This window comes from Hassallia byssoidea VB512170, assembly GCF_000817785.2.
GTDB lineage: Bacteria > Cyanobacteriota > Cyanobacteriia > Cyanobacteriales > Nostocaceae > Hassallia > Hassallia carrinoi.
The window spans coordinates 104,712-129,165 of sequence record NZ_JTCM02000009.1; the positions used below are offsets into that span (position 1 = coordinate 104,712).

The 24,454-nt window shown below is 41.0% G+C and carries 20 protein-coding genes and 1 pseudogene; 10 read left to right on the plus strand and 11 right to left on the minus strand.

The features are described from left to right. The first annotated feature begins 64 nt into the window (after positions 1-64). Positions 65-3,487, plus strand: a complete 3,423-nt coding sequence (locus PI95_RS07120) for an EAL domain-containing protein (protein WP_052324669.1) — start codon at positions 65-67, stop codon at positions 3,485-3,487. A gap of 141 nt (positions 3,488-3,628) precedes the next feature. Then, positions 3,629-4,015: a four helix bundle protein gene (locus tag PI95_RS07125; protein WP_039737876.1), complete on the plus strand. Its 387-nt coding sequence runs from the start codon at positions 3,629-3,631 to the stop codon at positions 4,013-4,015. A 53-nt stretch (positions 4,016-4,068) separates the two neighbouring features. Here the strand turns inward: PI95_RS07125 and PI95_RS07130 are convergent, their stop codons facing one another. From PI95_RS07130 to cysH, 9 genes are all read right to left on the minus strand, one after another. Further along, a complete protein-coding gene (locus tag PI95_RS07130; protein WP_039738335.1) occupies positions 4,069-4,491 on the minus strand; it encodes a hypothetical protein in 423 nt (140 codons plus the stop codon). Between the two features lie 92 nt (positions 4,492-4,583). Beyond that, positions 4,584-5,393, minus strand: coding sequence for an SDR family NAD(P)-dependent oxidoreductase (locus PI95_RS07135; protein WP_039737877.1), 810 nt, complete (start codon positions 5,391-5,393; stop codon positions 4,584-4,586). 423 nt (positions 5,394-5,816) lie between these two features. Next, positions 5,817-7,652, minus strand: coding sequence for an APC family permease (locus tag PI95_RS07140; RefSeq protein WP_039737878.1), 1,836 nt, complete (start codon positions 7,650-7,652; stop codon positions 5,817-5,819). 261 nt (positions 7,653-7,913) lie between these two features. Continuing rightward, complete coding sequence (sbcD, locus tag PI95_RS07145; protein WP_039737881.1) at positions 7,914-9,164, minus strand: exonuclease subunit SbcD; 1,251 nt, start codon at positions 9,162-9,164, stop codon at positions 7,914-7,916. Between the two features lie 360 nt (positions 9,165-9,524). Next, the gene (locus PI95_RS07150; RefSeq protein ID WP_039737883.1) at positions 9,525-9,881 is read right to left on the minus strand and encodes a DUF5615 family PIN-like protein; all 357 of its coding nucleotides are present in this window, start codon (positions 9,879-9,881) and stop codon (positions 9,525-9,527) included. Next, positions 9,878-10,123 carry a DUF433 domain-containing protein gene (locus tag PI95_RS07155; RefSeq protein ID WP_039737886.1) on the minus strand — a complete coding sequence of 82 codons (246 nt, stop codon included), beginning with the start codon at positions 10,121-10,123 and terminating at the stop codon, positions 9,878-9,880. The genes PI95_RS07150 and PI95_RS07155 overlap by 4 nt, the downstream gene beginning before the upstream one ends. A 168-nt stretch (positions 10,124-10,291) precedes the next feature. Next, positions 10,292-10,951, minus strand: a complete 660-nt coding sequence (locus tag PI95_RS07160; protein ID WP_039737887.1) for a hypothetical protein — start codon at positions 10,949-10,951, stop codon at positions 10,292-10,294. A gap of 26 nt (positions 10,952-10,977) precedes the next feature. Continuing rightward, a complete protein-coding gene (locus PI95_RS07165) occupies positions 10,978-13,143 on the minus strand; it encodes a dynamin family protein (RefSeq protein WP_039737888.1) in 2,166 nt (721 codons plus the stop codon). A 377-nt stretch (positions 13,144-13,520) separates the two neighbouring features. Then, positions 13,521-14,249, minus strand: a complete 729-nt coding sequence (cysH, locus tag PI95_RS07170; RefSeq protein WP_039737889.1) for a phosphoadenosine phosphosulfate reductase — start codon at positions 14,247-14,249, stop codon at positions 13,521-13,523. 125 nt (positions 14,250-14,374) lie between these two features. On the opposite strand from cysH, the gene PI95_RS07175 reads away from it, so the two are divergent. From PI95_RS07175 to PI95_RS07190, 4 genes and pseudogenes are all read left to right on the plus strand, one after another. Beyond that, a complete protein-coding gene (locus tag PI95_RS07175) occupies positions 14,375-14,647 on the plus strand; it encodes a hypothetical protein (RefSeq protein WP_163518667.1) in 273 nt (90 codons plus the stop codon). A gap of 528 nt (positions 14,648-15,175) precedes the next feature. Then, positions 15,176-15,331: a tetratricopeptide repeat protein gene (locus tag PI95_RS07180; RefSeq protein WP_163518683.1), complete on the plus strand. Its 156-nt coding sequence runs from the start codon at positions 15,176-15,178 to the stop codon at positions 15,329-15,331. Positions 15,332-15,506: 175 nt separating this feature from the next. After that, positions 15,507-16,298, plus strand: a pseudogene (locus PI95_RS07185) (Rpn family recombination-promoting nuclease/putative transposase). 45 nt (positions 16,299-16,343) lie between these two features. Next, positions 16,344-16,526 carry a hypothetical protein gene (locus PI95_RS07190; RefSeq protein ID WP_039737891.1) on the plus strand — a complete coding sequence of 61 codons (183 nt, stop codon included), beginning with the start codon at positions 16,344-16,346 and terminating at the stop codon, positions 16,524-16,526. Between the two features lie 117 nt (positions 16,527-16,643). Here the strand turns inward: PI95_RS07190 and PI95_RS07195 are convergent, their stop codons facing one another. Then, positions 16,644-17,099: a VOC family protein gene (locus PI95_RS07195; RefSeq protein WP_039737893.1), complete on the minus strand. Its 456-nt coding sequence runs from the start codon at positions 17,097-17,099 to the stop codon at positions 16,644-16,646. Between the two features lie 286 nt (positions 17,100-17,385). Between PI95_RS07195 and PI95_RS07200 the strand changes: the two genes are divergently transcribed. The 4 genes from PI95_RS07200 (at position 17,386) to sppA (ending at position 22,682) form a co-directional block, all read left to right on the plus strand. Further along, the gene (locus PI95_RS07200; protein ID WP_039737894.1) at positions 17,386-17,697 is read left to right on the plus strand and encodes a glutaredoxin family protein; all 312 of its coding nucleotides are present in this window, start codon (positions 17,386-17,388) and stop codon (positions 17,695-17,697) included. A 66-nt stretch (positions 17,698-17,763) separates the two neighbouring features. After that, complete coding sequence (locus PI95_RS07205; RefSeq protein ID WP_039738336.1) at positions 17,764-19,257, plus strand: UDP-N-acetylmuramoyl-L-alanyl-D-glutamate--2,6-diaminopimelate ligase; 1,494 nt, start codon at positions 17,764-17,766, stop codon at positions 19,255-19,257. A 169-nt stretch (positions 19,258-19,426) separates the two neighbouring features. Next, positions 19,427-20,473 carry a type 2 isopentenyl-diphosphate Delta-isomerase gene (fni, locus tag PI95_RS07210; protein ID WP_039737896.1) on the plus strand — a complete coding sequence of 349 codons (1,047 nt, stop codon included), beginning with the start codon at positions 19,427-19,429 and terminating at the stop codon, positions 20,471-20,473. A gap of 373 nt (positions 20,474-20,846) precedes the next feature. Next, positions 20,847-22,682 carry a signal peptide peptidase SppA gene (gene sppA / locus PI95_RS07215; protein WP_039737897.1) on the plus strand — a complete coding sequence of 612 codons (1,836 nt, stop codon included), beginning with the start codon at positions 20,847-20,849 and terminating at the stop codon, positions 22,680-22,682. A gap of 74 nt (positions 22,683-22,756) precedes the next feature. On the opposite strand, the gene PI95_RS07220 is transcribed toward sppA, so the two are convergent. Further along, complete coding sequence (locus PI95_RS07220) at positions 22,757-23,914, minus strand: helix-turn-helix domain-containing protein (RefSeq protein WP_039737899.1); 1,158 nt, start codon at positions 23,912-23,914, stop codon at positions 22,757-22,759. Positions 23,915-24,454 lie beyond the last annotated feature (540 nt).

Consider the following 24,454-nt stretch of genomic DNA (forward strand, 5'->3'; position numbering starts at 1 on the left):
AATTAGTACTTGAAAAATTGATTGCCAAATTGTTAAATAGCACCAAAAAAGATGAACAGATAAAATGAGTCTGCTTCAAAGGAATAATAAAGCATCACCACACATGAAATATTTGGAACTGGAGCAGATTTGTAACAAGTTTTCAGATAATCGGCAGATGGAATACTTACAAATCAATAGAGATTTTCACATCCTAGATGTCTCTGAACAAGTGCAACGGTTTGCCGATCGTCCACCGGAGGTGATGCTTTTAAGAGATGTCCGCCTTGGCTTTCCGGAACTAATAGGAGTGGAAGATATCCTAATAGACATTTTGGAAGGAAGAAAGCAATATTTTGAGTTAAAAGGAATAACGCGTGTTTCGGAAAATTATACTTTATTATACATTGATTTGTATGTGATAAATCTGGATAGAAAGTTGCTAATCTTCTTTGAAAATGCAACATCAAGAATGGTTTTGCAGCAAAATTTAGTCCAGAAAAATCGCGAGGCAAATATTTTATTGAGGAAATTAACAGCTTCGGAAAATTATCTTGATAATATTATTAGATCTATCGCTGATGTATTGTTGGTAACAAATAGCTTTGGAAAGATAAAAAGAGTCAATCAAGCCGCAATTGATTTATTTGGCTATAGCGAAACGGAATTATTAGAGAAGCATATTTCCCAGATTATTAATGGAGAAGAGTTATTATCAAAAGAAAACCAAGGAGATTCCAGCAGAAATGCGAAATTTTTGCAAAATTGCGAAGTTGTTTGTCAAACAAAAACCGGGGATGAGGTTTTTGTCGCTTTTTCGGCAGCAGTAATTCAGACTGATATTAATCAGAATTCACCAGATTTAGTTTATATCGGTCGGGACATTACAGAACGTAAGCGATCGCAAGCGCGTCTTTCTGCGGAACATGCCACAACCCGGATATTGTCAGAATCAGCCAAGCTGGAAGAAGCGACTCCAAAAATTTTGTCAGTTATCTGCGAATACTTGGGATGGGAAGTAGGGGAACTTTGGATGTTAGACGAGCAAGCCAACGTGCTACGCTATGTGGAAACTTGGCATTTGCCGTCGGTTGATATCCCAGAGTTTTTGTTGGCTTCCCGGCAGATCGCCTTTTCACCAGGTATTGGGCTACCAGGTCGCGTCTGGGCTAGCGGTGAACCGGTCTGGATTGAAGATATCAACTCAGAAACGAATTTTCTGCGAACAAAGAGTGCAATCCAAGAAGGACTGCACGGTGCTTTTGGTTTTCCTCTCAAAAATCAAAGCGAAATTCTCGGCGTTATCACCTTTTTCAGCCGAAAGATTCAGCCACCACAGTCGGATTTGCAGTTCATGATGACGGCGATCGGCAGTCAAATTGGTCAATTTATCAAGCGCAAACAAGCAGAAACGGCGTTGCTTGAAAGCGAAGAACTCTTTCAAGCTTTCATGAATAACAGTCCGACGGTGGCTTTTATGAAAGACGAGGGAGGGCGCTACGTTTACGTTAACAAGCAGTTAGAGCAAGTTTTTAACATAAAATCGGCTTCTTTGCGAGGTAAGACCGATTTTGATTGGTTGCCGCACGACACAGCAAAACAGATACATGAAAATGATATATTTGTCATGTCTACAGGTAAAACTGTAGAGCTAATTGAGGCTGTTCCTACCCCAGATGGATGTCTGCATCACTGGTTAGTCTTCAAATTTCCTTTTGAAAACGCTGCGGGACAAAAGTTTGTTGGTGGTGTGGCGGTTGATATTAGCGATCGCCATCGTCTAGAACAACAGATTCGGCATCGTTTAGAACAAGAACTTTTTGAAGAAAAAGAACTCGCGCAAGTGACGTTACGATCTATCGGGGATGCAGTTATCACCACCGATGCTGAAAGTAAAATTAGATTTCTTAACCCAGTCGCTGAAGAACTCACCGGTTGGAGTCAGCAATCAGCGCAAGGAAAGCCGTTGACAGAGGTATTTCAAATTATCCACGAAGTTACCCGCGAACCAGTAGAAAACCCAGTAGAAAAAGCTTTACGCGAAGGTAATATTGTCTCTCTTGCTAAGGATACTGTTTTAATTAGTCGCAATGGTAATGAGTTTGCTGTTGAAGATTCTGCCGCACCAATTCGCACTCTTGATGATGAAATAATCGGTGCTGTGATGGTGTTTCATGATGTTACCACAGCCCGCTCTCTGGCACGTCAACTAAGTTGGCAAGCGAGTCACGATGCTTTAACAGGACTAGTTAACCGCCGTGAGTTTGAAAATTGCCTGACTCAAACTTTAGCCTTTGCCAGAACACAAAATCAACAACATGCATTGTGTTATCTAGATTTAGATCAGTTCAAAATTGTTAATGATACTTGCGGTCATATCGTTGGTGATGAACTTTTGCGCCAAGTAACCGCACTATTTCAGGCTCAGGTGCGTTCCAGCGATACTTTAGCACGTTTGGGCGGAGATGAATTTGGTATTTTGCTCAACCATTGCTCTCTAGAGGCAGCACTACCGATCGCCAAGATGCTGCGTGAAAGTATCGAAGCATTTCGTTTTGTTTGGCAAGATAAAACTTTTAAACTTGGTGTCAGTATCGGTTTGGTTGAGATTAATCAGAACAGTGAAAGCGTAACTACCGTTTTAAGTGCTGCTGATGCAGCTTGCTATGCTGCCAAAAATAACGGACGCAATCGAGTACATATTTATCAAGCTGATGATACTCAACTAACGCAGCAGCAAGGTGAAATGCAATGGGTAGCGCGGATTACTCAAGCTTTAGAAGAAAATCGTTTTTGCCTTTATTACCAGCCGATTGTCCCGATTACCGAATCTGAAAATGGCGAACATTATGAAGTGCTGTTGCGTCTTGTGGATGAAGTCGGGAACTTGGTATCACCGATCGCCTTTATGTCATCGGCTGAACGTTACAATTTAATGCAAACTCTTGACCGTTGGGTAATCTGCACCCTCTTTGCTACTCAAGGACAGCATTATCGAGAAACCTGGAAAGGTTGTCAATTAGATAAAATTGGTTGCGGCTGTTTGTATGCTATCAACCTTTCTGGTGCGAGTATTAACGATGAGCAGTTTATCGAATTTCTGCACGAACAGTTTGCATTATACCAAATTCCGCCAGCATTAATCTGCTTTGAAATTACCGAAACCGTAGCGATCGCTAATTTAGGAAAAGCGGCTCAATTCATTCGTTCGCTGCGAGAAATTGGCTGTCACTTCGCTTTGGATGACTTTGGTAGTGGAATGTCTTCGTTTGCTTATCTCAAAAATCTGCCAGTAGACTATCTGAAAATTGATGGCAGCTTCATTAAGGATATTGTCGATGACCCGATTGATTTAGCAATGGTAGAAGCAATAAATCAAATTGGTCATTTGATGGGTATTAAAACTATCGCCGAGTTTGTCGAAAATCAAGAAATCTTAACAAAAATTACCGCTTTGGGCGTCGATTATGCACAGGGTTATGGTATCGCCAAACCGCGTCCGTTTTGATTGGGGAGTGGGGAGTGGGGAGTGGGGGGCAGGGGGCAGGGGGCAGGGGGCAGGGGGCAGGGGGCAGGGGGAGGGGGCAGGGAGTAGGGGGCAGGGGGCAGGGAGTAGGGGGCAGGGAGTAGGGGGCAGGGGGCAGGAGAGATGAGAAAAGAACCAATTAAAAGTCATGAGGACTTGGAAGTATACCAAATGGCATTTGATGCAGCTATGAAAATCTTTGAACTATCAAAGAAGTTTCCCGTGGAAGAGAGATATTCTTTGACTGACCAAATTCGTAGATCGTCACGCTCTGTTTGCGCTAATTTAGCTGAAGCATGGAGAAAGCGGCGTTATGAAGCAGCTTTTATAGCTAAACTAAACGATTCTGAAGCAGAAGCCGCAGAGACTCAAACGTGGCTCAAATTCGCCGTTAAATGCAATTATCTGGACGTTGAAACAGCTCGAGAACTTTATGCAACTTACAATCGAGTTTTGGGAATTCTAGTAACCATGATCAACAATCCATCACCTTGGCTTTTGAAGCGCTAATTCTCCCTGCCCCCTGCCCCCTGCCCCCTGCCCCCTGCCCCCTGCCCCCTGCCCTAAAACACGTTTACTCTGCCATCATCAAGGATATCAACAGAGCGATCGCCTGGGAAATGCCATGTAGGACGAAGTTCAACTCGTAATGTGGCAAAGTTTGGTTTGGAGACTATTGCTTGTAGCGACAACCCTGTATCATCCCAAAACACCAGAGAGACATTCGGTTCTGTACCGTCTCCCTGGTCTAATTGTAATTTCTGTCCGGGTTGCAAAGTAATTGCATTCGTTCCGCGTATTTTCTCTAATTTTATTAACCTTGGCGTGCTATTTATAACTTCCAGCCGAATGTGTTTGCCGGGTGTAAATTGAAGAGGGGGAGAACCACATTTAGAGGCACAGGTTCCCGCAAAGGTAGGGCTTAGGTGCTGAGTGGATGTTAGCACTACGGCGGTTATTAAAGTTGCAAATAATAACTTAGACATGGTATTAGGATTTACACAGCTAAATATGTAGATTTGAATACCCAAGCCTAACACCATACATCCCGGTTTGAGTAGCTCAAAAGTCAAAAATATTACTTATGTTTTGCCTCGTGCATATCTCTGACTATCTTTGCCACAAGCTTTCTGGGAGAATATCTAATCGATTGAGCGAGTATTTTATTTCTAATTCCCGGAATGACAACAGTTTTCTTTGCCATTAAACCGCGATAGCCAATTTCGGCTACAGTTCGTGTATCCATCATTCGTCCAGAACTAGCGATTTTAGCTTTTTCCATCGCTGCTGCTTGTTGAAATCCGGTTGCTGTGGGTCCTGGACAAAGAACAGTCACGGTGACACCTGTACCTTCTAATTCATTAGCGATCGCTTCCGAAAATGATAATACATAAGCTTTCGTCGCAAAATAAACTGCCATCATCGGTCCTGGTTGAAAAGCAGCAGTTGAAGCAACATTTAATATTCTCCCATAACCCTGCTTTACCATGTCCTTGACAAATAACTTTGTTAAATGAGTGATACACGCTGCATTTACTTGTATCATGTCCAATTCAGCGTTGATATCGGTTTGGTGAAATAATCCATAAGTCCCAAATCCCGCATTATTCACCAAAACATCAACCTTAATATAGCATTGTTGTAACTCGGAAAAAATTTCTTCTCTAGATGTTGGTTTGGATAAATCCTTGGCAAGAATTTTCACAGAAATGCCAAATTTTGGCGGAAATTCCTCAGCGATTTGCGTAAGTTTTTCTTTTTGCTTGTCAACTAATACAAGATTGTAACCATCTTTAGCAAAAATACAGGCTAATTCGTAACCGATTCCACTGGATGCACCAGTAATAAGAGCAGTTTGTTTCTGCTGATTTTGGTATGTGGTGTTCATATATGACATCCAACTGAAATCCTATTAACTCTCGATATTTTCTATATTAGGTGATTCGTTTTGCTGACTGTAGTGCCTTTAGTCATAATTGCACTCCAAAAGCTTGAGACTTTAGTCCCAAGTTCTTTAATTAGCAAGCTTTTCACAGATTTTTACTACTTTTTTAAATCTGATTTAACTAACTAAAATAATACATTTTAAACAAAATCAATTGAAAACAAAGTTAGAAAAATTACATTTTATCTTTAGTTAATATAATTTCTTTGACTGCAAACAAGGAATATATCAAAAAATATAGTCTGTGACAATTAAATAAAACTAAAATTGTTTGCTGATAACATTGCCATGCTTGATACAAATTATCGGGATCTATTGTCGTAGAGACGTTCCGGACCGAACGTCTCTACAAGATGTGAAAGGATATTACAGGTAATACCTGACGGTGGTAATAACGCGACTTTGTTTAGCTCTTAAAGCTGTTTTTAAGAACAAAGTTGTTTGATTATGTAAAAGACTATCCCACCAATTGCGAGTGACAAAAGCCGGAATAATTACGGTTGTAAAAACATCTTGATGGCGGTCTTCAAACTGTGCGACAAAATCAACAATTGGCTCGATAACAGAGCGATAAGGTGAATCGATGATTTCTAAAGGAATATCTGATTCTAAATTTCGCCATTTTTCTTGCAGCTTTTCTCGGTCAGTAGAATTAAGGTCTACATGAACGGCTACAATTTCATCAGCAATGGTGCGTGCGTAGTCTAAAGCTTCTACCGTTCCTCGATTAAGTTGTCCGACTACAACCACTGCCGGGTGAGTCACGACTGCTGGTTTCGGTCTGGGAACATAGCTACGTGGTGGTAATCCTTGAATGCTGAGACGTTGCGCTACGTATTCATAGTGACGGTGAATCGCTAAAAATAGCCACACCACCAAAGGAATCGCTACAACTACCAACCAAGCACCTAATAGAAACTTGGTTGAGACGATGACACCAAGAACAATTAATGTGGCGATCGCTCCCAAACCATTCATCAAAGCACTTGCTTGCCAACCGCGTTCTTTTAGTCTAAACCAGCGACGTACCATCCCCGCTTGCGAAAGGGTAAAGGAAGTAAATACACCGACTGCGTACAGAGGAATAATGGCATTAACTTGCCCTTTGAAGACAATCACCAAAACCGCAGCACAGAGGCTGAGAAGGATGATACCGTTAGAGTAGACTAAGCGATCGCCTAATAATGCTAATTGTCTTGGTAAAAAGCCATCCTTTGCCAAAAAGTAACTCAGTCTGGGAAAGTCTGCATAACTGGTATTCGCCGCTAAAAGTAAAATCAACAAAGTGACAATTTGGATAAAACCGTAAAATGGTCCATTGCCAACCAGCAGCTTACCTAACTGAGAAACTAAAGTTTCTCCCTCTCTGGGAACAACGTGATAAACGTTCGACAAGTAGGTGATTCCCACAAACATTAGTCCGAGAATTATCCCCAAGAAAAGCAATGTGAGACGGGCATTTTTCCACTCTGGTTCCTTAAAAGCCAAAACACCATCGGATATTGCTTCTACTCCCGTCAGCGCTGTACATCCAGCAGCAAAAGCTCGCAAAATGAAAAACAAACTGACTCCTTCTTGTACAGGAAGGGTAGGATATTCTGTGACAGGTTGTCCAGTAGCTTGTTTAAACAAACCAAGACCAATCAACACAAAAATACTGGCAATAAAGGCATAAGTAGGAGCCATAAAAATATTGCCTGATTCCTTTACACCCCGGAGATTTGCCAGTGTCAACAGGAAAATAAAAATCAAGCAAAGGCTGACTGTATAGGGTAGCAGTGCTGGAACTAATGAGGTAAGGGCAGCTGTACCAGCAGATACACTGACGGTAACAGTGAGGATATAATCAATCATCAGCGAACCCCCAGCCACCAACCCCGGATAAAGACCGAGGTTTTCTCTGGCTACGATATACGATCCCCCACCTTTGGGATAAGCGCGAATGGTTTGTCTATAGGAAAGTATGACTATTCCCAACAGTAAGATAATTGCTACAGCAATAGGTACAGACAAACCCAAAGCGCTGCTTCCTGCGGTTACTAAAATTAGCAAAATCTCTTCTGTTGCGTAAGCAACCGAGGAGAGAGCATCCGAGGAAAGAACCGCTAAAGCCGCAGCATTGCTTAATCTTTCTTCAGCATGAGCGCTGGTTGGTAATGTTTTACCGAGTAAAAATTGCTTGATTTGAGGGTAGAAGGACATACAACGCCCACCTGAAAAAGGTTTTGGTCATTGTTCTGTGAAAGTCAAAAGCTATGCACTGAGCAATGAATATTGCAATTTTGGCAGATTTCTGAGCAATAGTTGTAAAATTTTAAATTGGACTGATTAACTAGCAATACTATCTACAGATAGTTTTTTTCAGAATAGGGCATCGGGCATTGGGCATTGGGAATTGGGAATTGGGAATGCGTTTTTTACCATTACCCATTCCTCATTGCCCAATGCCCCATGCCCACTCCCCTAATTAGTTGCTTTTTCCAGCCAGACTTCTACATCGTCTGCAAGCAACTTGTCTGCTGCTTCTAACATAGATGCTGCGATGTCTTTCAAGTCTTCGCGATTATCCAAATAAGTTTTTAAGGCTGACATCGGATCGATGCTACTACTAGCACTCAGTTCGGGAATGCGCGGACGAGCCAATTGACTGACTAATTCTGGTTGAATGGTGTAGGTGTGCGCTGTAGTTAAAGCATTATGCAGTGAAGCGTTATCAATTAAATCCAACTGTTCGGAACGAAGTTTGTAAATGAGTCTAACTACGGAGTCTTCTATATTATGTTTGGCGATCGCTTTCATGATAGCTCCCTGCGGATCTTCTGCCTTGGATACATCTACTTCAATTGTCCGGAAAGTCCGCACATCCAAACGGCAAAATTCCCATTCAGCGTTACCCCGCTCCAATTCTATCATCACATAACCTTTATCTTCTTTTTCTTCGCTAAAATCCACCCGCTCAATACTTCCCGGATAAATCACCGGCGGATCGTTAGATTTATTCAGATTTTGATGTTTGTGGACATGTCCCAATGCCACATAATCAAAACAAGGTCGCGTTAACAAAGATAATGGCAGTGTAAAGCCTTTACCCACAGCCAAAAAACGCTCGGCTCCTAAAGTCGCATTATCAGCCATTAAGTGAGCTAAAAGCACAGTTGGCACATCCGGATCTAAACGGCGAATTTCTCCTTCTAAAACTACTCGCAAGCGTTCTGTTAATAGCTGGTTGACTTCCGCAAGTGATAAATTATCAGTATCTTGGCGCGTCATCAACGTCGAACGTGTCAGCCAAGGTAAAGTCATAACTTGCACGCTTCCATTGCGGGTTTGGATGTGGTGAGTAGTTAAGGTATCACCGACAACAAAACCCCGCACTCCCAAGGTGCGGTAAATACATAAACTCGCGCCTCCCTGTCCTTGAGAATGCTGATCGTGATTGCCTACCAGCAGCACTGTGGGAATATTAGCATCCACGAGGCGGCGAAACTGACTGGCAAAGGCTTCTTGTACATATGGTGGCGGTGTCGCATCCGGGAAGGCGTCGCCACCGAATATCACCATATCCACCGGGTCTGTTAACGCGCGATCGATACATCGAGATAAAGTCTTGACAAAATCCTCCAACCGTGTATTTGAACCAGTTTCTGGATTAATGCGTCCGTGGGAAAAACCGCTTCCCATGTGGATGTCGGAGAGGTGGAGGATTTTAATCATATTTGTCCTTAGTCATTAGACATTAGTTATTTGTCTAAATACTAATGACAAATGACTAAGGATTAATGGCTCTTGCGTTGTTTTTATGGAACACAATACTAGAAACTTGTTGCTTGATAGCCTTTAACCCTTACATACAAGGACTTTCAAGATTTTCATGTGCATTATTAATAATAGCGTGAGTGGGTTTAGCATAAAACAGGCAAAAGAGCTGGATTAATAAACGGCTTATGTGAATTAGAGGCTGAAAGAACAAAGTTTCGTTCATAAGGCCGGATTTGATGATGAAAGCAAAGGCTAAAACCTTTGATATCACTGGGGAATTTTTAACTCACTTAAAAAGTACTTTATTTTCAGCATTCAATTCTCAAGCCTGCGAATGCGAATTGCTCTTGGTGTAATAACAGTAAAAGCTCCCAGTAACTCAACGTTGTGTTGATTAATTGTATTGGCAATAATCTCTGCTTTACTGATTGTCGATAACCCTGGTAATCGAATTAATACAACACCTGAAGCAATACGACGTAAGCGGAACACTAATTCACCAAAATCTTTGTCAGACGTTAATAATATAGCTTCTTCTTGATTAGCCAAATCCAGCACTACATCATCTGAAATTCCTGGTTGCATTTCAGCAACGTACCACACTAAATGGCAATCTTGACGCAAACGCTCAACAATCTGCCAATCTAAATTCTCGTCTGCTAGAAATTTCAAGAAGCATTCTCAACAATGGGATAAATGACATCATATCGTAAAGCCTCAGCCGCAAATGCTAAAGCTGCTTGAATTGCTTCGCGTGTGAGTCGCGGATGTGATTCTAAAATTTGTTCTGGGGTTTCACCAGCAGCCAACTTTTCTAGAATTAACTCAACGGTGATACGTGTACCAACAATTACAGGTTTTCCCATCATTACTCTTGGATCGGATACAACCATTTGTTTAAGCTGCTTTTGCATTGTATTGGCTCGTTGCTTACTTCTTATATCATGCCATTAACAAAGTGCATCGCCTGTATGAAAAGATGAGCGATCGCGATTACACGTGGAAACACAATCAGTAGAAACTGTTAATTGGGATGCTCCCTAACAGTCTGTGATTCGCTAATGTAATCTATAAATATTTTGCTAAACCGATATATGCTCTTTCAAAAAATTGTTGAATTCATCACTATAACTTTCAATAGTCTTATTCAATTCTTCTTTAGCCTGAGTTTGCGATTTCTGAAGATATTCCATAACATCTTCTTCAATCTTTTGCATAGCTATAGATGTTGTGTTATAGTAAGTAACTATAGCTCCACCTATAGCCGATACAACTGCGAAGGTCGGCAATATAGGAAATTCCAGCTTCAATATATTTATACCTATAAGTCCTCCAAGAATACAACCTCCGACACCTGAAACTGCACTGTAGACAAAGCGAGGATCAGGTGATAACAAAACTGAATTTTTAGATTCAGAATGCTGAAATTCAACCTTTCTTTTCTCTCTAAAATCTCGATTTTGCTGGTAAAAAGAATTAGGAACCTTACTTTCATATCCCTCTAAATTTCTTATTGCATCTTCAGTCAAGTAATTCAATGTTGTATCTAATAGCAACCATTTTTTGTTTGCAATCATTCTCGGAACATACTGACTTATTGCACTCTGTAAACGTTCTAAATCATCATTTCCAGTGACAAAATAGTTTTTCCGAATCTCTTCATAAACTTCTTGAAATACTCGATCTATATCTCTGTTAATAGCGGTTTCAGTCTCTTGGAATTGGTTCATATCATCACCCACCTGTCAATTCTATGACAAACTTTATTTCAGAGTGTTTGCAATATTTCAAGCTGCTTATCTACGGATATTAAATTATAACTTAACTGTTCTATTTCTTTCTGTAGCTCTCCAGCTTGCTGTCTTTGATTTTTTAAGTTCTCATAAGCTTCCTGGCGTTCATCTATTATTGTACTAAGCTTTTCTTGAAACTTATTATCGTATTCATCAAACACTTTCGCAATGTTTGTCACCATTTCGCCAGCAACCGTGCTAATAAGTATTTTTGCTTCACGTATCAACCCATCTTTATATTTTTTCTGATCAAAGTCTTTTCTAATCTCTCCGGGAGTTCCTTTATTGTATTCGTTTATCCCGTTTACTATTCCTGCTGCTACTGCTACTGCTATCGCTCCAATCGGACCTGCCACACCACCACCAGCAACAAATGCTGCTGCTATTGCTGCTGGAGCACCGCCACCCAAAGCACCCAAAACAAATCCCACTAATGCCTTTTGCATTTTATCACCAGGAACCTTGGTATCTACGTAAGCAGCTTCACGTGCTTTATCGGCAATATCTTTAAGGCCAATATTAGGAGTATTTATGCTGTATTTAACCCTGAATTCTTCTCCCACTTCTTCCATTTTCTTTGTATATTCTTCATTCAATTTGGTTATGCAGGAGTCCACTTTCTTCTCACAATCCTTATTGAAATCAACAATATACTTCAAAATTGCATCTTCATCAGCAGCATTTTCTAATAATTTGACATATTCCTCTTTCAATTCATAAAACTCTGCATTAACACCACTATTCAGTCCACTATATTCTTTGCGTTTTAAAGTGGAGAATTGGTTTAGAATGCTCCGATAATTTTCTAGATTTTCTTTTAGCGTATTAATTTCTTTATCAAACTCTTGTGCTGTCTTAGTGATTTTGCTTTGTTTATAATGGATTACTTCCTCATAAATACGCTTTTGCTCTTTATAACCACCTGAAATTTGAGCAACCACCAAACTTAGCCTCTCACTTAAAGCCTTTTCCGAAAATTCTCTAAGTATATTTTCTGCAAGTGCGAAGTTTGAAGCTTTATATACAGCAGCCGAAATCTTATTTTGATCATCATTATAATCTAGCCTATACTGAGCGATAAGACGTTTGAAAACTTCATCCGTATCATAGAGTTTCTGAGATGTTCTTCCTGCCAAAAGCTCATCATGGATTCTTTTGAGTATACTATCTACGGCAATAATTCTCCCATCTTTAATGTTAGGGAATAATTTTTTTGCTTCTTTCAGAATTTCATCAATATCATCTGAACTGGATTGTGCTTTATGGGTTAAAAACATAAAAATATTATCTTTAACCTGGTTAGGAACAGCAGTGTCAATAAAATGTTTCAACGATTCACTTGCAATATTTTTTATCGGATGGATAAAGATTACTGCACTCGCATCAAGCATAGATTTAAAAGTTGCATCTTTCAGCCCTCCTCGCGCATTAACACCCGGTGTGTCAACAATGCGTAAATGTACAGACTTAAATCCGAGCGGATATCCCATTATTATTTCAACAGAAATTTTTGATAAGTCACGATACTCTTCTAAATATTCTTTGATTAAGTGCTTAAACTTAATCTCATCTAATTGGTGGGGATTTTCCAAGAACGGTCTAGAAGATGTACCATCAGTACGCGACAGTAAAGTGTTAATATCTTGATCATTTATTTGTTGTGGTCTTTCATCAATCAGGAATTGATTAAGTTGTAAAACTGGTAGTGACCGATATTCCTCTGAAATTTGAGCAATTTCCTTTAACTTTTCTTGGATATTAGGAATATCACTTTCTTCTGTTTCTCTAGAGTTGGCATATTTTACTTTTAGGTAAACTTTTCTCTTGTCTTGTTCATTATCTGTATCTAATATCTCAATAATGCCACTGGTACATTGCAATATTCCGGTAGGTAAAATTTGCCGTTTGAGTAATCCATTAATAAACGCAGATTTTCCAGATTTCGATTCACCAACAATTGTAAGTAAATACTTATTTTCCGCTACAAGTTCAACATCTTTCTTTAAAATCTGTAAGTCTTGCTCAGAACGCCCGTCAGACTGATCGGTACTATCCAATAATTCCTTACGACTGTTCTCATACAAATTGAACGAATTAATTACTGCTTGTCTTTGCTTTTCATACTCTGATCCTACAAACATGCTATTTCTCCTCAACCTGGATTTCCTGAAGCTTAGTAGAGAAAATTCCTACGAATATAGCACTTACGCATTGACAGAATAACAAAATAGTGAACGGAATATGTTCACGTTAGTTGTACGTTAGCATATTTTTGCAAACCTTAGCAGTGATGGCATTATCTAGATCCCATAGATGATGTTTTTTGTCAATGCGTAAGTCCTAGAATACTATACAGCTTATGTGAGATGGGGTAGCAAAAAAGAAGGGGAAACCGCAAAACAAAGGTAACGACACCAAAGCTTGAGGTCTCCCAATGACTATGATCGACGGTTCGACCCTGTTGAGAATAATTTTTGTGTTAGTAGATGACTGGTATCAGCAAAAAGGCTCTATCTAACTAAATATGAATTCCACATTCTGTTTTTTCACTTCCCCGCCAGCGTCCGGCGCGTTCGTCTTCGCCTTCGCCTACTTTGCTGGTGATGGGTTCGTCACCGATACTGGGATAACCTTGGTCGTGTAGGGGGTTGTAAATAACGCCGTGTTCAGCAACGTAAGCCCAGCTATCTTTGCGTGTCCATGCAGCCAGGGGATTAACTTTCAGGCGTCCTTGGTTATCTAATTCAAATACAGGCATATTAGCACGAGTTACGGCTTGGTCACGACGACGACCTGTAATCCAAGCAACTGTGTTCAGTTCGTCTAAACCACGTTGTAACGGTTCTATTTTTGTTACTTGGTGAAATTGCGTAATATCTTTATCCCAGAGTGCTTCGCCGTATTTAGCTGTAAAGGCTTCGCGGCTATCTACATCGGGAGTTTTGTAAGTTTTCAGATCGAGATTGTATAATTCTTTGGCTTTAGCAACTAGTTCCAGGGTTTCCGGAAAGTGATACAGCGTATCGAGAAATATTACTGGGACTGGATGCTTGAGTTCATTATAAAGAATATGAGTAATTACCAAGTCATCCACGTTAAAAGCGCTGGTTTGCACTAGTCCAGTTGGAATATTTTCTTGTGACCATGCCAAAATATCTTTGGGATGCGCGGTTTCAAATTGCTTGTTTAGTTGCTCTAAGTCAAAGTTGTCAGTTTGAAAAGCAAATTCCCTAGAAGCGGTTGTCATAATTTTTTTGTTGAATGATTTCTACCTTGCTTAAGATTTATTTTACATTATCAAGGCACGTTTCCCGGTAGGTAATAAGGTATTTACAAGATTCGGAAATTACTACCGAGGGGGAGTGCTCTTGAGTGGGGGGACAAGGGGGACAAGGGGGACAAGGGGGACAAGGGGGACAAGGGGGACAAGGGGACAAGGAGACAAGGAGACAAGGAGCTAATTTGTTCTCTCCACTCTCCATTCCCCACTCCCTACTCCCCACTCCCCACTCCCCACTCCCCACTCCCCACTCCCCACTCTCCATTACCCATTACCCATTCCCCATTCCCCATCTTTCCATCTCCCCATTCCCCATTTCTCAGCAAACACTATTGCATTTACTAAGAAAGTTTACAGTATTTTAAGTTTTACTCTGATTTGATTGATATATATACCTATACTGATATCTTTAGAAAATCCTTAGAAATAAAAAACTGTACTAATTATGAACGATTCAAAATCTTCCAACCCATTGAAAGAGTCTTTGTTGATGGGCGTTTTAGTTATGCTGACCAGTGCTAGTGTCATCACTATCATGAATATGTTCTAAGTTAAGGATTGTAAAGTTTGGGAAAAATAAGTTAACAAAGCTCTGCTCTTTCATGAGTGGAGCTTTTATATTTATTAACAATCTTAATTTTTTCGGGTGGATGAGACGCGATAAAAAACAAATATATCTGTTAAGTCATCAGTAATACTGACGCTTAAGTTTTTAGGTTCATGTATTGCTATGTAACCAAGATGCATTCATACTTAAGTGTGGAAAGATAAAAAAGCGCGATGGCGCAAAGCGCCCGCCTTCGGCGATCGCACAAGCTGATTTAAGTAGTGCTAAACTCGGAACGCGCTAAGTTATAAAGATTGCGATCGCGTAATTCAACGCAATCCTAATTTTGCCGAAGATCCATGAAAATAAAGGTAACGCTTTGTTAAGTTTAAAAAAGAAAGTCGAAGCAAAGCAAGCTTTTGAGCAAGCTGTAAGAATCTATTCGCAAAGACAGGATAAAACTAGTTTACAACGAGTGCAGCAAATCATCGCCAAAATTTAGCCTGACTCGTTCCTATGCTCTGCATGGGAAAGCATTTCAGGAGGGCTGCTGCCTCCCTCAATTATAGCATTGGCAGAGCCAATGAGAATGCATTCCCAGGCTGGAGCCTGGGAACGAGTGTGCGAGTGATATAAAATAAATATTTGCCAATGTCAGCACAGCATCTTAAATAAAAATGAAAACAGATGCAATTTTCTACGAATTATTTAAAGAATTTCCTGACATCTTCTTTGAACTAATTAATAAACCGCAAACCAACGCAAATATTTACGAGTTCACAACTCCAGAAATCAAACAACGCAGCTTTCGGTTAGATGGTGTATTTTCAACTTTAGAAAACTTCTTTAACGAACCGATTTATTTTGTATAAGTTCGGTTTTACAAAGACGAAGAATTCTATGACAGACTTTTTACGGGAATCTTCCTTTACTTTAGTCAATACCAACCGGCTAACCCTGATTGGTACGCTATAGTTATATATGATAAACGCAGCAACGAAAGCGTATATCCACCGCGTTATCACGCTTTAAGAGAAATCCATCTGCGATGCGTTTACCTAAATGAACTTGAGGAAGTTGCATCATCTTTAGGTTTAGGAATTTTGAAGTTAATTGTCGAAAGTCAGAATAACGCTATCGAATTTGCGAAACAATTAGTTAACAAAGCTAGGGAAGAATTAACAGATGTCATTGTTCAGGAGAAAGTTTTAGAATTTATAGAGACTATTTTTGTTTACAAGTTTCCAAATTTAAGTCGGGAGGAGATAGAAGCAATGCTCAATTTAGATTTAATTAAGCACACGAGAGTTTATCAAGAAGCGAAGGAAGAAGGAAAGGAAGAAGGTAAACAAGAAATTGTGGTAGAAGTTGTTCCCAAGCTTTTACAACGCGGATTAAGTTTGCAGGAGATTGCAGAAATATTAGAGGTAGATGTGGAAACTGTCAGAAAAGCTGCACGACAAACTTAATGTTTTTTGTCAAAACTCCATTTAAGTCGAAAGGAGATAGAAGCAATGCTAAATTTAAGCTTGATTAAGCACACCAAAGTTTATCAAGAAGCGAAGGAAGAAGGTAAACAAGAAATTGTGGTAGAAGTTGTTCCCAAGCTTTTGCAACGCGGATTAAGTTTGCAGGAAATTGCCGAAATATTAGAGGTAGATGTGGAAATTGTCAGAAAAGCTGCACGACAAACTTAATGTTTTTTGTCAAAGGTTAATCTTGCAACAAGCATTTTACCCACCTGGGATTTAAATCCCAGGCTTATAGCATAAGTCCACGTTTCGTGGGTGTTAATGGGTCTATCAGGATTTATCTCAGCTTTTGTTGGGGCTACGATAGGGTCGTGGTTGATGAAAACCCTTCAGTGTGGTATCAACGATTAGGCAAACTTCGATATGCATACCATCAGGATCGAAAAATGATAGATTAAGTACTGAACCAAGGTCGGCGATCGCACCATCACTCACACCCCGGTCTATGAGTTTGCGACGGATAATCTCAAATGCCGATTCTGTTGGGACATTCAAAGCTAAGTGGTCGATGTGTCCTCGTCCAAACATGTTTTTAGACCCAAAGCTATGGACATTATCAGGCATTTCTACTGCGTGAAGCACGCTCTGTGGTCCAGCCCGTAGAAGTGCGTGACGAAAGGCTGGGGTCGTCTCCTGGAAAATTACTGGCATCTCGAATACATCAGTATAGAAGTCGATAAAGCGGTCGATATCCGCTGTAATCACTGCAACGTGGTGGATACCTGATACAAGGTTCATTGGGGTTACTCCTGTTGGACTATGGTTAGTAATAGAGAGCGATTACAATAAGAAGTGAAGGCATATCGCAATTAAGCATTCTAAGCATTACCGAATTGATGCGATGCCGAGAACGGTTCGCTATAATCACGGCATTTTTGAAAATATCTACATAAAATTAGATGTTGGACAAAGTATGTTATGCACTTACCCCTCTCCAAAACATCAAAGATAATAATACAAGTAATATGCTCTAAACAAATATGGGCAATACTAGGTTCTATTGCTAAATTTTGGTTTTAGTCAAATGCGATTAATTTTATACAGTAAACCTGGTTGCCATTTATGCGAGGGGTTGCAGGAAAAGTTAGAACAAATCGTAGAGACGCGAAATTTCGCGTCTCTACAACTTGAAATTCGCGATATTATGACTCGTGATGAGTGGTTTGCTGCATATCAGTATGAGGTGCCGGTGCTTTTTGTAACGTTCGCCTCTGGCGTTGCCGAAGGCTACCGCAGAGACGCAGAGTCAGCAGAGGGAAGAGAGGAGATGATACCTCGTCCTTCGCCGCGTGCAACGGTGTCACAATTGGAGAAAATGCTCCGGAAGTATTTATAGGTGTTTGTATAAACTGAAAAATAGTGCAAAATAAGCGCAATGTTAGCGGGTGACGAGGTTCGCAAGATGAAACTGCGTGAATTATTAGCGGGTGTAGAGGGAATTGGACAATTACCTGAACATTCAGCGATGGATGCTCTTGTGAAAGGTTTGAAGACGAATTCTCATGCTTGTGGTGTGGGAGATTTGTTTATCGGTATGCCGGGAACGCGAGTTGATGGTGGGGAGTTTTGGCAAAGTGCGATCGCATCCGGTGCAATTGCTGCTATTATCTCACCTCAGGCGGCTGAAAAAAATCCTCCCACAAGTGAGTGTGCGATCGCTGCAAAGGATATGACTAAGGCTTGTGCCCAAATTGCGGCAGCTTTTTACAATTATCCCGGACAAAAACTCAAGCTGGTGGGGATGACGGGTACGAATGGCAAAACTACTACTACCCATTTGATTGAATATTTGCTGCACAAGGCAAATAAAAATACGGCTTTGATGGGAACTCTCTATACTCGTTGGGCAGGTTTTGAGCAAACTGCTGTCCACACTACGCCGTTTGCGGTCGAGTTGCAGCAGCAGCTGGCGGAAGCTTTAAATGCTGGCAATGAGTTCGCAGTGATGGAAGTTAGTTCTCACGCTTTGGCGCAGGGTAGGGTGATGGGTTGTCAGTTTGAGGTGGCGGTGTTTAGCAATCTCACTCAAGACCATCTTGACTATCACACTGATATGGAGGATTATTTTGCGGCGAAGGCACTACTTTTCAATTCTGATTATCTCACAGGAAGGGCGATAATTAACAGCGATGATGTTTATGGAAAGCGATTAATTACGTCTTTGAATTCAGATAAGGTTTGGAGTTACAGCGTTAACGATTCTACGGCTGATTTGTGGATGAGTGATTTAAATTACGAACCTAATGGTGTAAGTGGTACAATGCATACACCTAAGGGGAAAGTTGCTTTTCGATCGCCTTTAGTCGGTCAATATAATTTAGAAAATCTCCTAGCGGCGGTAGGTGCAGTTTTACACTTAGGTGTGGATTTGCAGTTAATTGCTTCTGTGATACCGGAGTTTCCGGGAGTTCCCGGACGGATGGAACGAGTGCAAATTACTTCTGAGCAAGAAATTAGCGTGATTGTCGATTATGCTCATACTCCCGATAGTTTGGAAAATTTGCTGAAAGCCGCACGTCCGTTTATTCCTGGGAAGATGATTTGCGTGTTTGGCTGTGGAGGCGATCGCGATCGCACTAAACGTCCGAAAATGGGTAAAATCGCCGCTGAATTAGCTGATGTAGCGGTTGTGACATCAGATAATCCCCGGACGGAAGACCCAGAACGAATTTTAGCAGATGTTTTGGCGGGAATTCCTGATACAATTAATCCGACAGTTATATGCGATCGCGCTACTGCCATTCGTACTGCAATTTTACAAGCTCAACCCGGAGACGGCGTATTACTTGCCGGTAAAGGTCACGAAGATTATCAAATTCTCGGCACCGAAAAAATCCACTTTGACGACCGAGAACACGCTAAGGACGCTTTAGAAGAAAGAATGGGTAATCGGTAATAGCTAATGGCTAATGGCTAATCGGAAAAACAAGCAATTAGCTATTAGCTATCAACCTTGATGGTTCATGTCGTGAATTGTTCGTAGTGAGCGCTGAAGCGCTCAAATTTGAGCGCTTCAGCGCTCACTACAGAATTATAATTTACAAACCTTTCAGTTATATCTACCCGTGAACGTTCCCACCAGCTTTTCTACCCAAAGTCGCAAGGCAGACCACATCCGCATCTGTCTAGAGGAAGATGTTCAATGTCAGCAAATTACTAATGGACTCGAACGCTATCGCTTTATTCATTGTTGTTTACCGGAATTAGACCGAAATGACATTGACATTAGCACAACGTTTTTAGGAAAAACTCTCTTAGCACCTTTGTTAATTTCTTCCATGACTGGTGGTACCGAACAAGCGGGAATCATTAACCGTCGTTTGGCAGAAGTCGCACAACACTATAAAATAGCAATGGGTGTCGGTTCTCAGCGTGTGGCAGTAGAAAAACCCTCGGTTGCTGATACGTTTGCGCTACGAAAGTACGCACCAGACGTTTTGCTACTTGCAAATTTGGGCGCTGTGCAATTTAATTATAAATACGGTTTAGATGAATGTCTGCGCGTAGTCGATATTCTCGAAGCCGATGCTTTGATTTTACACCTAAACCCTTTGCAAGAATGCATCCAAGCGCGAGGCGATACAAATTTTCGCGGTTTGCTTGACAAAATCGCCGAATTATGTAGTAAAATACCCGTGCCTGTAATTGTCAAGGAAGTAGGTAATGGCATTTCTGCAAAAATGGCAGAGAAATTGATTGCCGCTGGTGTGACAGCGATTGATGTAGCCGGTGCGGGTGGTACGTCTTGGGCGAAGGTGGAAAGCGAAAGAGCAGAAAATGCTTTACAAAGACGTTTAGGACAAACCTTTGCTGATTGGGGTTTACCGACAGCAGAATGTATTACAAGTATTCGGGCTGTTGCGCCAGAAGTGCCATTGATAGCTTCTGGGGGATTGCGTCATGGACTGGATGCAGCAAAAGCGATCGCTCTCAAAGCAGATATCGCAGGTTTGGCAATGCCATTCTTGCAAGCAGCAGCGGTGGGAGAAGCAGCATTGTGCGATTTGGCTGATGTCTTAATTGCCGAAATCACTACAGTCCTATTCTGCACTGGCAATGCTACCTTATATCAGTTGCAAAATTCTGGAAGCTTACAAAAAATAGAAACCTAACCCCCTACCCCCTTCCCTTGTAGGGAAGGGGGAGAAGATGCCTTGCATCTAAACGAGGATTATGTGCCCCTCTCCTTGTAGGAGAGGGGTTGGGGAGAGGTTCATCCTCTTCTTGGGAAGGGGGAGAAGTTGATCAAACTCACGTTACTAATTGTGTGCTGTTCTTCTTTCTCTCCTCGTAGGAGAGGGGTTGGGGAGAGGTTCATCCTCTTCTTGGGAAGGTAAAGAGGTTCATCGAACTTCACGTTAATATAAGTTGCAGCAGCTTTAAGCCGTTTAAATGTTAGGTTTGAGATATTCGGTGGAATTATAAGCAAACAAGTCAATCGTCCAAAGTTTTTGACAATTGACTATTAACTAATAACTAAAAAAAATGCGTAATTTTCTCAAACAAACTTTTGCTAGCTTAATTGGCAGCTTACTGGGACTGATTATTTTCTGCGGTGTCGGCACCAGCACTTTGTTCTTTCTGTTGCTGATAGCTGCTACCTCCAAAGACACTGGACCTATAGTCAAGGATAAGTCAGTGTTGGTTTTTGACTTGGCAACGAAAATCACTGACAGCGAACCAAGTTCTAACGAACTTTTTCAGCAAGCACTCTCAGGTGAAAATGAGAATAGAATGTCACTCCGCAGGGTGATCGATACTTTAGAAAAAGCGCGTCGTGATAAACGAATTGTCGCTATGTATTTAGATGCTACTCATACCGGAGCCGGTAGTGGTGTTGGGGGTTTCGCGACTCTTAAAGAAGTCCGTCAGGAGTTGGAGAAGTTTCGCGCTTCTGGAAAAAAGATTATAGCATACGGTATGGAATTGGGGGAACGGGAATATTACTTAAGTTCGGTTGCCGATACGGTTGTCGTCAATCCCCTAGGGGCGATGGAAGTTAACGGTTTGAGTACACAAACGATGTTTTTATCGGGAGCATTGCAAAAGTATGGTATAGGTGTTCAAGTTGTGCGCGTTGGTAAATTTAAAGGCGCGGTGGAACCGTATATACTGCCAAAGTTGAGTCCGGAGAACCGCCAACAAACTCAAAAATTGTTGGATGATGTTTGGTCAGAATGGCGTACAGCGGTGGGTAAAAGTCGCAAACTTACTCCGCAAAAATTGCAGGCGATCGCCGACAATCAAGCTGTCTTAATGGCTGATGAAGCCAAGTCTAGCGGTTTGGTAGATCGGGTAGATTATTTTGATGAAGTAGTTAGCGATTTGAAAAAGTTAACTGATAGCGATAAGGAAGATAGAACATTCCGTCAAATCGACTTAGCAGAATACGCTGGAGTTTCTGGCAAGCAATTTGGTATAGAACGCGACTCTATAAATAAAATTGCTGTGGTTTATGCGGAAGGCGAAATTGTCGATGGTCAAGGTAGCGATGGTGAAGTTGGAGGCGATCGCTTTGCCAAAACCTTCCGCAAACTAAGACAAGATAAAAATGTCAAAGCCGTTGTCCTGCGGATCAACAGTCCCGGTGGTAGCGCTACTGCCGCAGAAGTGATGCAGCGAGAAGTACGACTAACTCGCAAAATCAAACCAGTAGTTGTTTCAATGGGTGATGTCGCTGCTTCTGGTGGTTACTGGATAGCCAGCGATTCCAACCGCATTTTTGCCGAACCAAACACCATCACAGGTTCAATCGGCGTGTTTGGCTTGCTGCTAAATGGGCAAAAACTGGCGAATAATAACGGCATCACCTGGGATTCAGTCAAAACCGGACGCTATGCTGATAGTCAAACCGTCTCTCGTCCCAAATCTCCCGAAGAGTTAGCTGTTTATCAGCGCAGTGTTAACCGCATTTATAATCTATTTCTCAACAAAGTTTCTCAAGGTCGCAAACTTCCACAACAAAAGGTAGCAGAAATCGCTCAAGGACGAGTTTGGTCTGGGGTAGCGGCAAAGCAAATCGGCTTAGTTGATGAAATTGGCGGCATCGATGCTGCTATAGATTATGCGGCTAAAAGCGCGAATTTAGCAAACGATTGGGAATTACAAGAGCATCCCAGACGCAGCACCTTTGAAGAACGCTTTTTTTCTGGGGTAACTCAACAAGCGCGGACTATTTTGGGAATTGAGACAATAACTAAATCACCCGATTTACTAACCGCTGAATTCCAAAAACTACAAAAGGAATTAGCGATTATGCAAAAAATGAACGATCCCCTCGGCGTTTATGCTCGTTTGCCCTTTAACTTTACGATTAGGTAATAAACCGTAGTGAGGGCTGAAGCCCTCATTAAAGCCATTAAAGCCATTAAAGCACTAAAGTGCTTACTACAGTTCTAAGTTAAATTTTGCAGAATTATATGCTTTTTTGAATCAAATCTAATTACACCTTGTTTTTGTAACTTGCCCATCAATCGCGTAATTGTAACTCTGGTAGTACAACACGCGCTAGCAAGTTCTTCGTGGGTGAGGCGAACATTTAGGCGGGTTCCTTGTGGGATAGGTTGACCGATTTCTTGTTTTAAAAGTAATAATAAATAATGTAAACGCTCTTGTACTCGTTGCCTTCCGGAAATAGCTAAAAAAGATTCTGTCTGCCGCAATCTTTGATTAATTTTTGGTAAAAGCGCATGACTCAATGCCGGAGATGCTATTTCTGCAACATCAATTGAAACTAACTCAACATCCACCAGCGCTGTTGCTTGGTAAGTTTGTAAAGAAGTCAAACTAGAGCCAAAAACCATTTTTTCACCTACTAACCCTGTCAGCACTTCTTCGCCAGTTTCACAAAATGTATTAAGTTTAACTAAACCCTGACAAACATAAAAAATTTCTGATGGTTTGAGGGTTATAGTTTCTCCTTTAGAATATTTATATATAAAGCGATTTTCGGTGAAGTAAATTTCGTTATTAGCTTCTGTTTGCTCAGGCTGAGGAATTTCACGCACCACCCAGAGTAAGTTTATCGGTTTACCCTGTTGATTGGGATCGGCTGCTTCTGTTAAAGTTAAATTAAGTAATTTCCCATCGCGTTGGTACAAGCTGACTGATAATTCTCTACTGCTGTCTGATTTTAATACTTCTACTAAGTGATTGCGAAACCGCCGACGTTCTTCTAAAGGAAAAAACTTAATTAATGCTTTGCCTACCAAAGAATTTTGAGGAATCTTAAACAAGGTGGTAGCAAGATAGTTAGCTTCTATAATTATGCCTTGAGTATTAGTTAATAAATAGGCGTTTGGTGCAAAATAAAATAAATTATGGTAGCGATCGCATTGTTCTTCGAGCAAATTTCGCGTGCGTATTAAATCCTCATTTTGTACGTATAGTTCCTCAGCGGCTAATTGCAACATCCTGGAGTTGCTACTGAGTTCTTTAAAAGCTTGCGGTAACATCTCCGACTTTAAACAAGGCAATGCGATCGCAGTTTGGTTCAAGTCTGCCAAACGCCTGTGAAATGCTTCTGTACGTTGAATAAACTGTTCTATCTTCACTTGAAATTTACGCCCTATTAGTTATATCACCAACAAAATCCCAGGAAAGAAAATTTCCTCTTCAGCTTATTGTCTCCTACGAACTAAGTAAATCTGATAATTTTTTCTGATTTATACCGTAGGGGTAGCTTTCGGTTACGACTTGAGAAATATTTTGAGTTGAGGATAAACTAAGCATATTTTCTATTGACTAGCTTTGAGCGCAATCAACAGAGGTACAGCCGTAATTTTCTAGTGTAATTTTACTACTTTTGGGTTCTTGTTTACAAGTAAGCGATCGCTCTATGCAAATTCAGACTAACCCCTGTATAAGCTGATGTTTATCGAGTCTGATTAAGTCGTGCCTAACCATTACCAGATACAACATATTTGATTTCATTGACTTTTGCTATGGCTAGAAAAAATTTATAAGCTGAGGTTATATCATGTCCGTTTGATCGCTCACTAAACCCAAAGAACCCCACCCCGCCAAAGCGATGCTTTGTCTCCCCTCCCCGCAAGCGGGGAGGGGATTAAGGGGTGGGGTTCTTTTGACTTTGG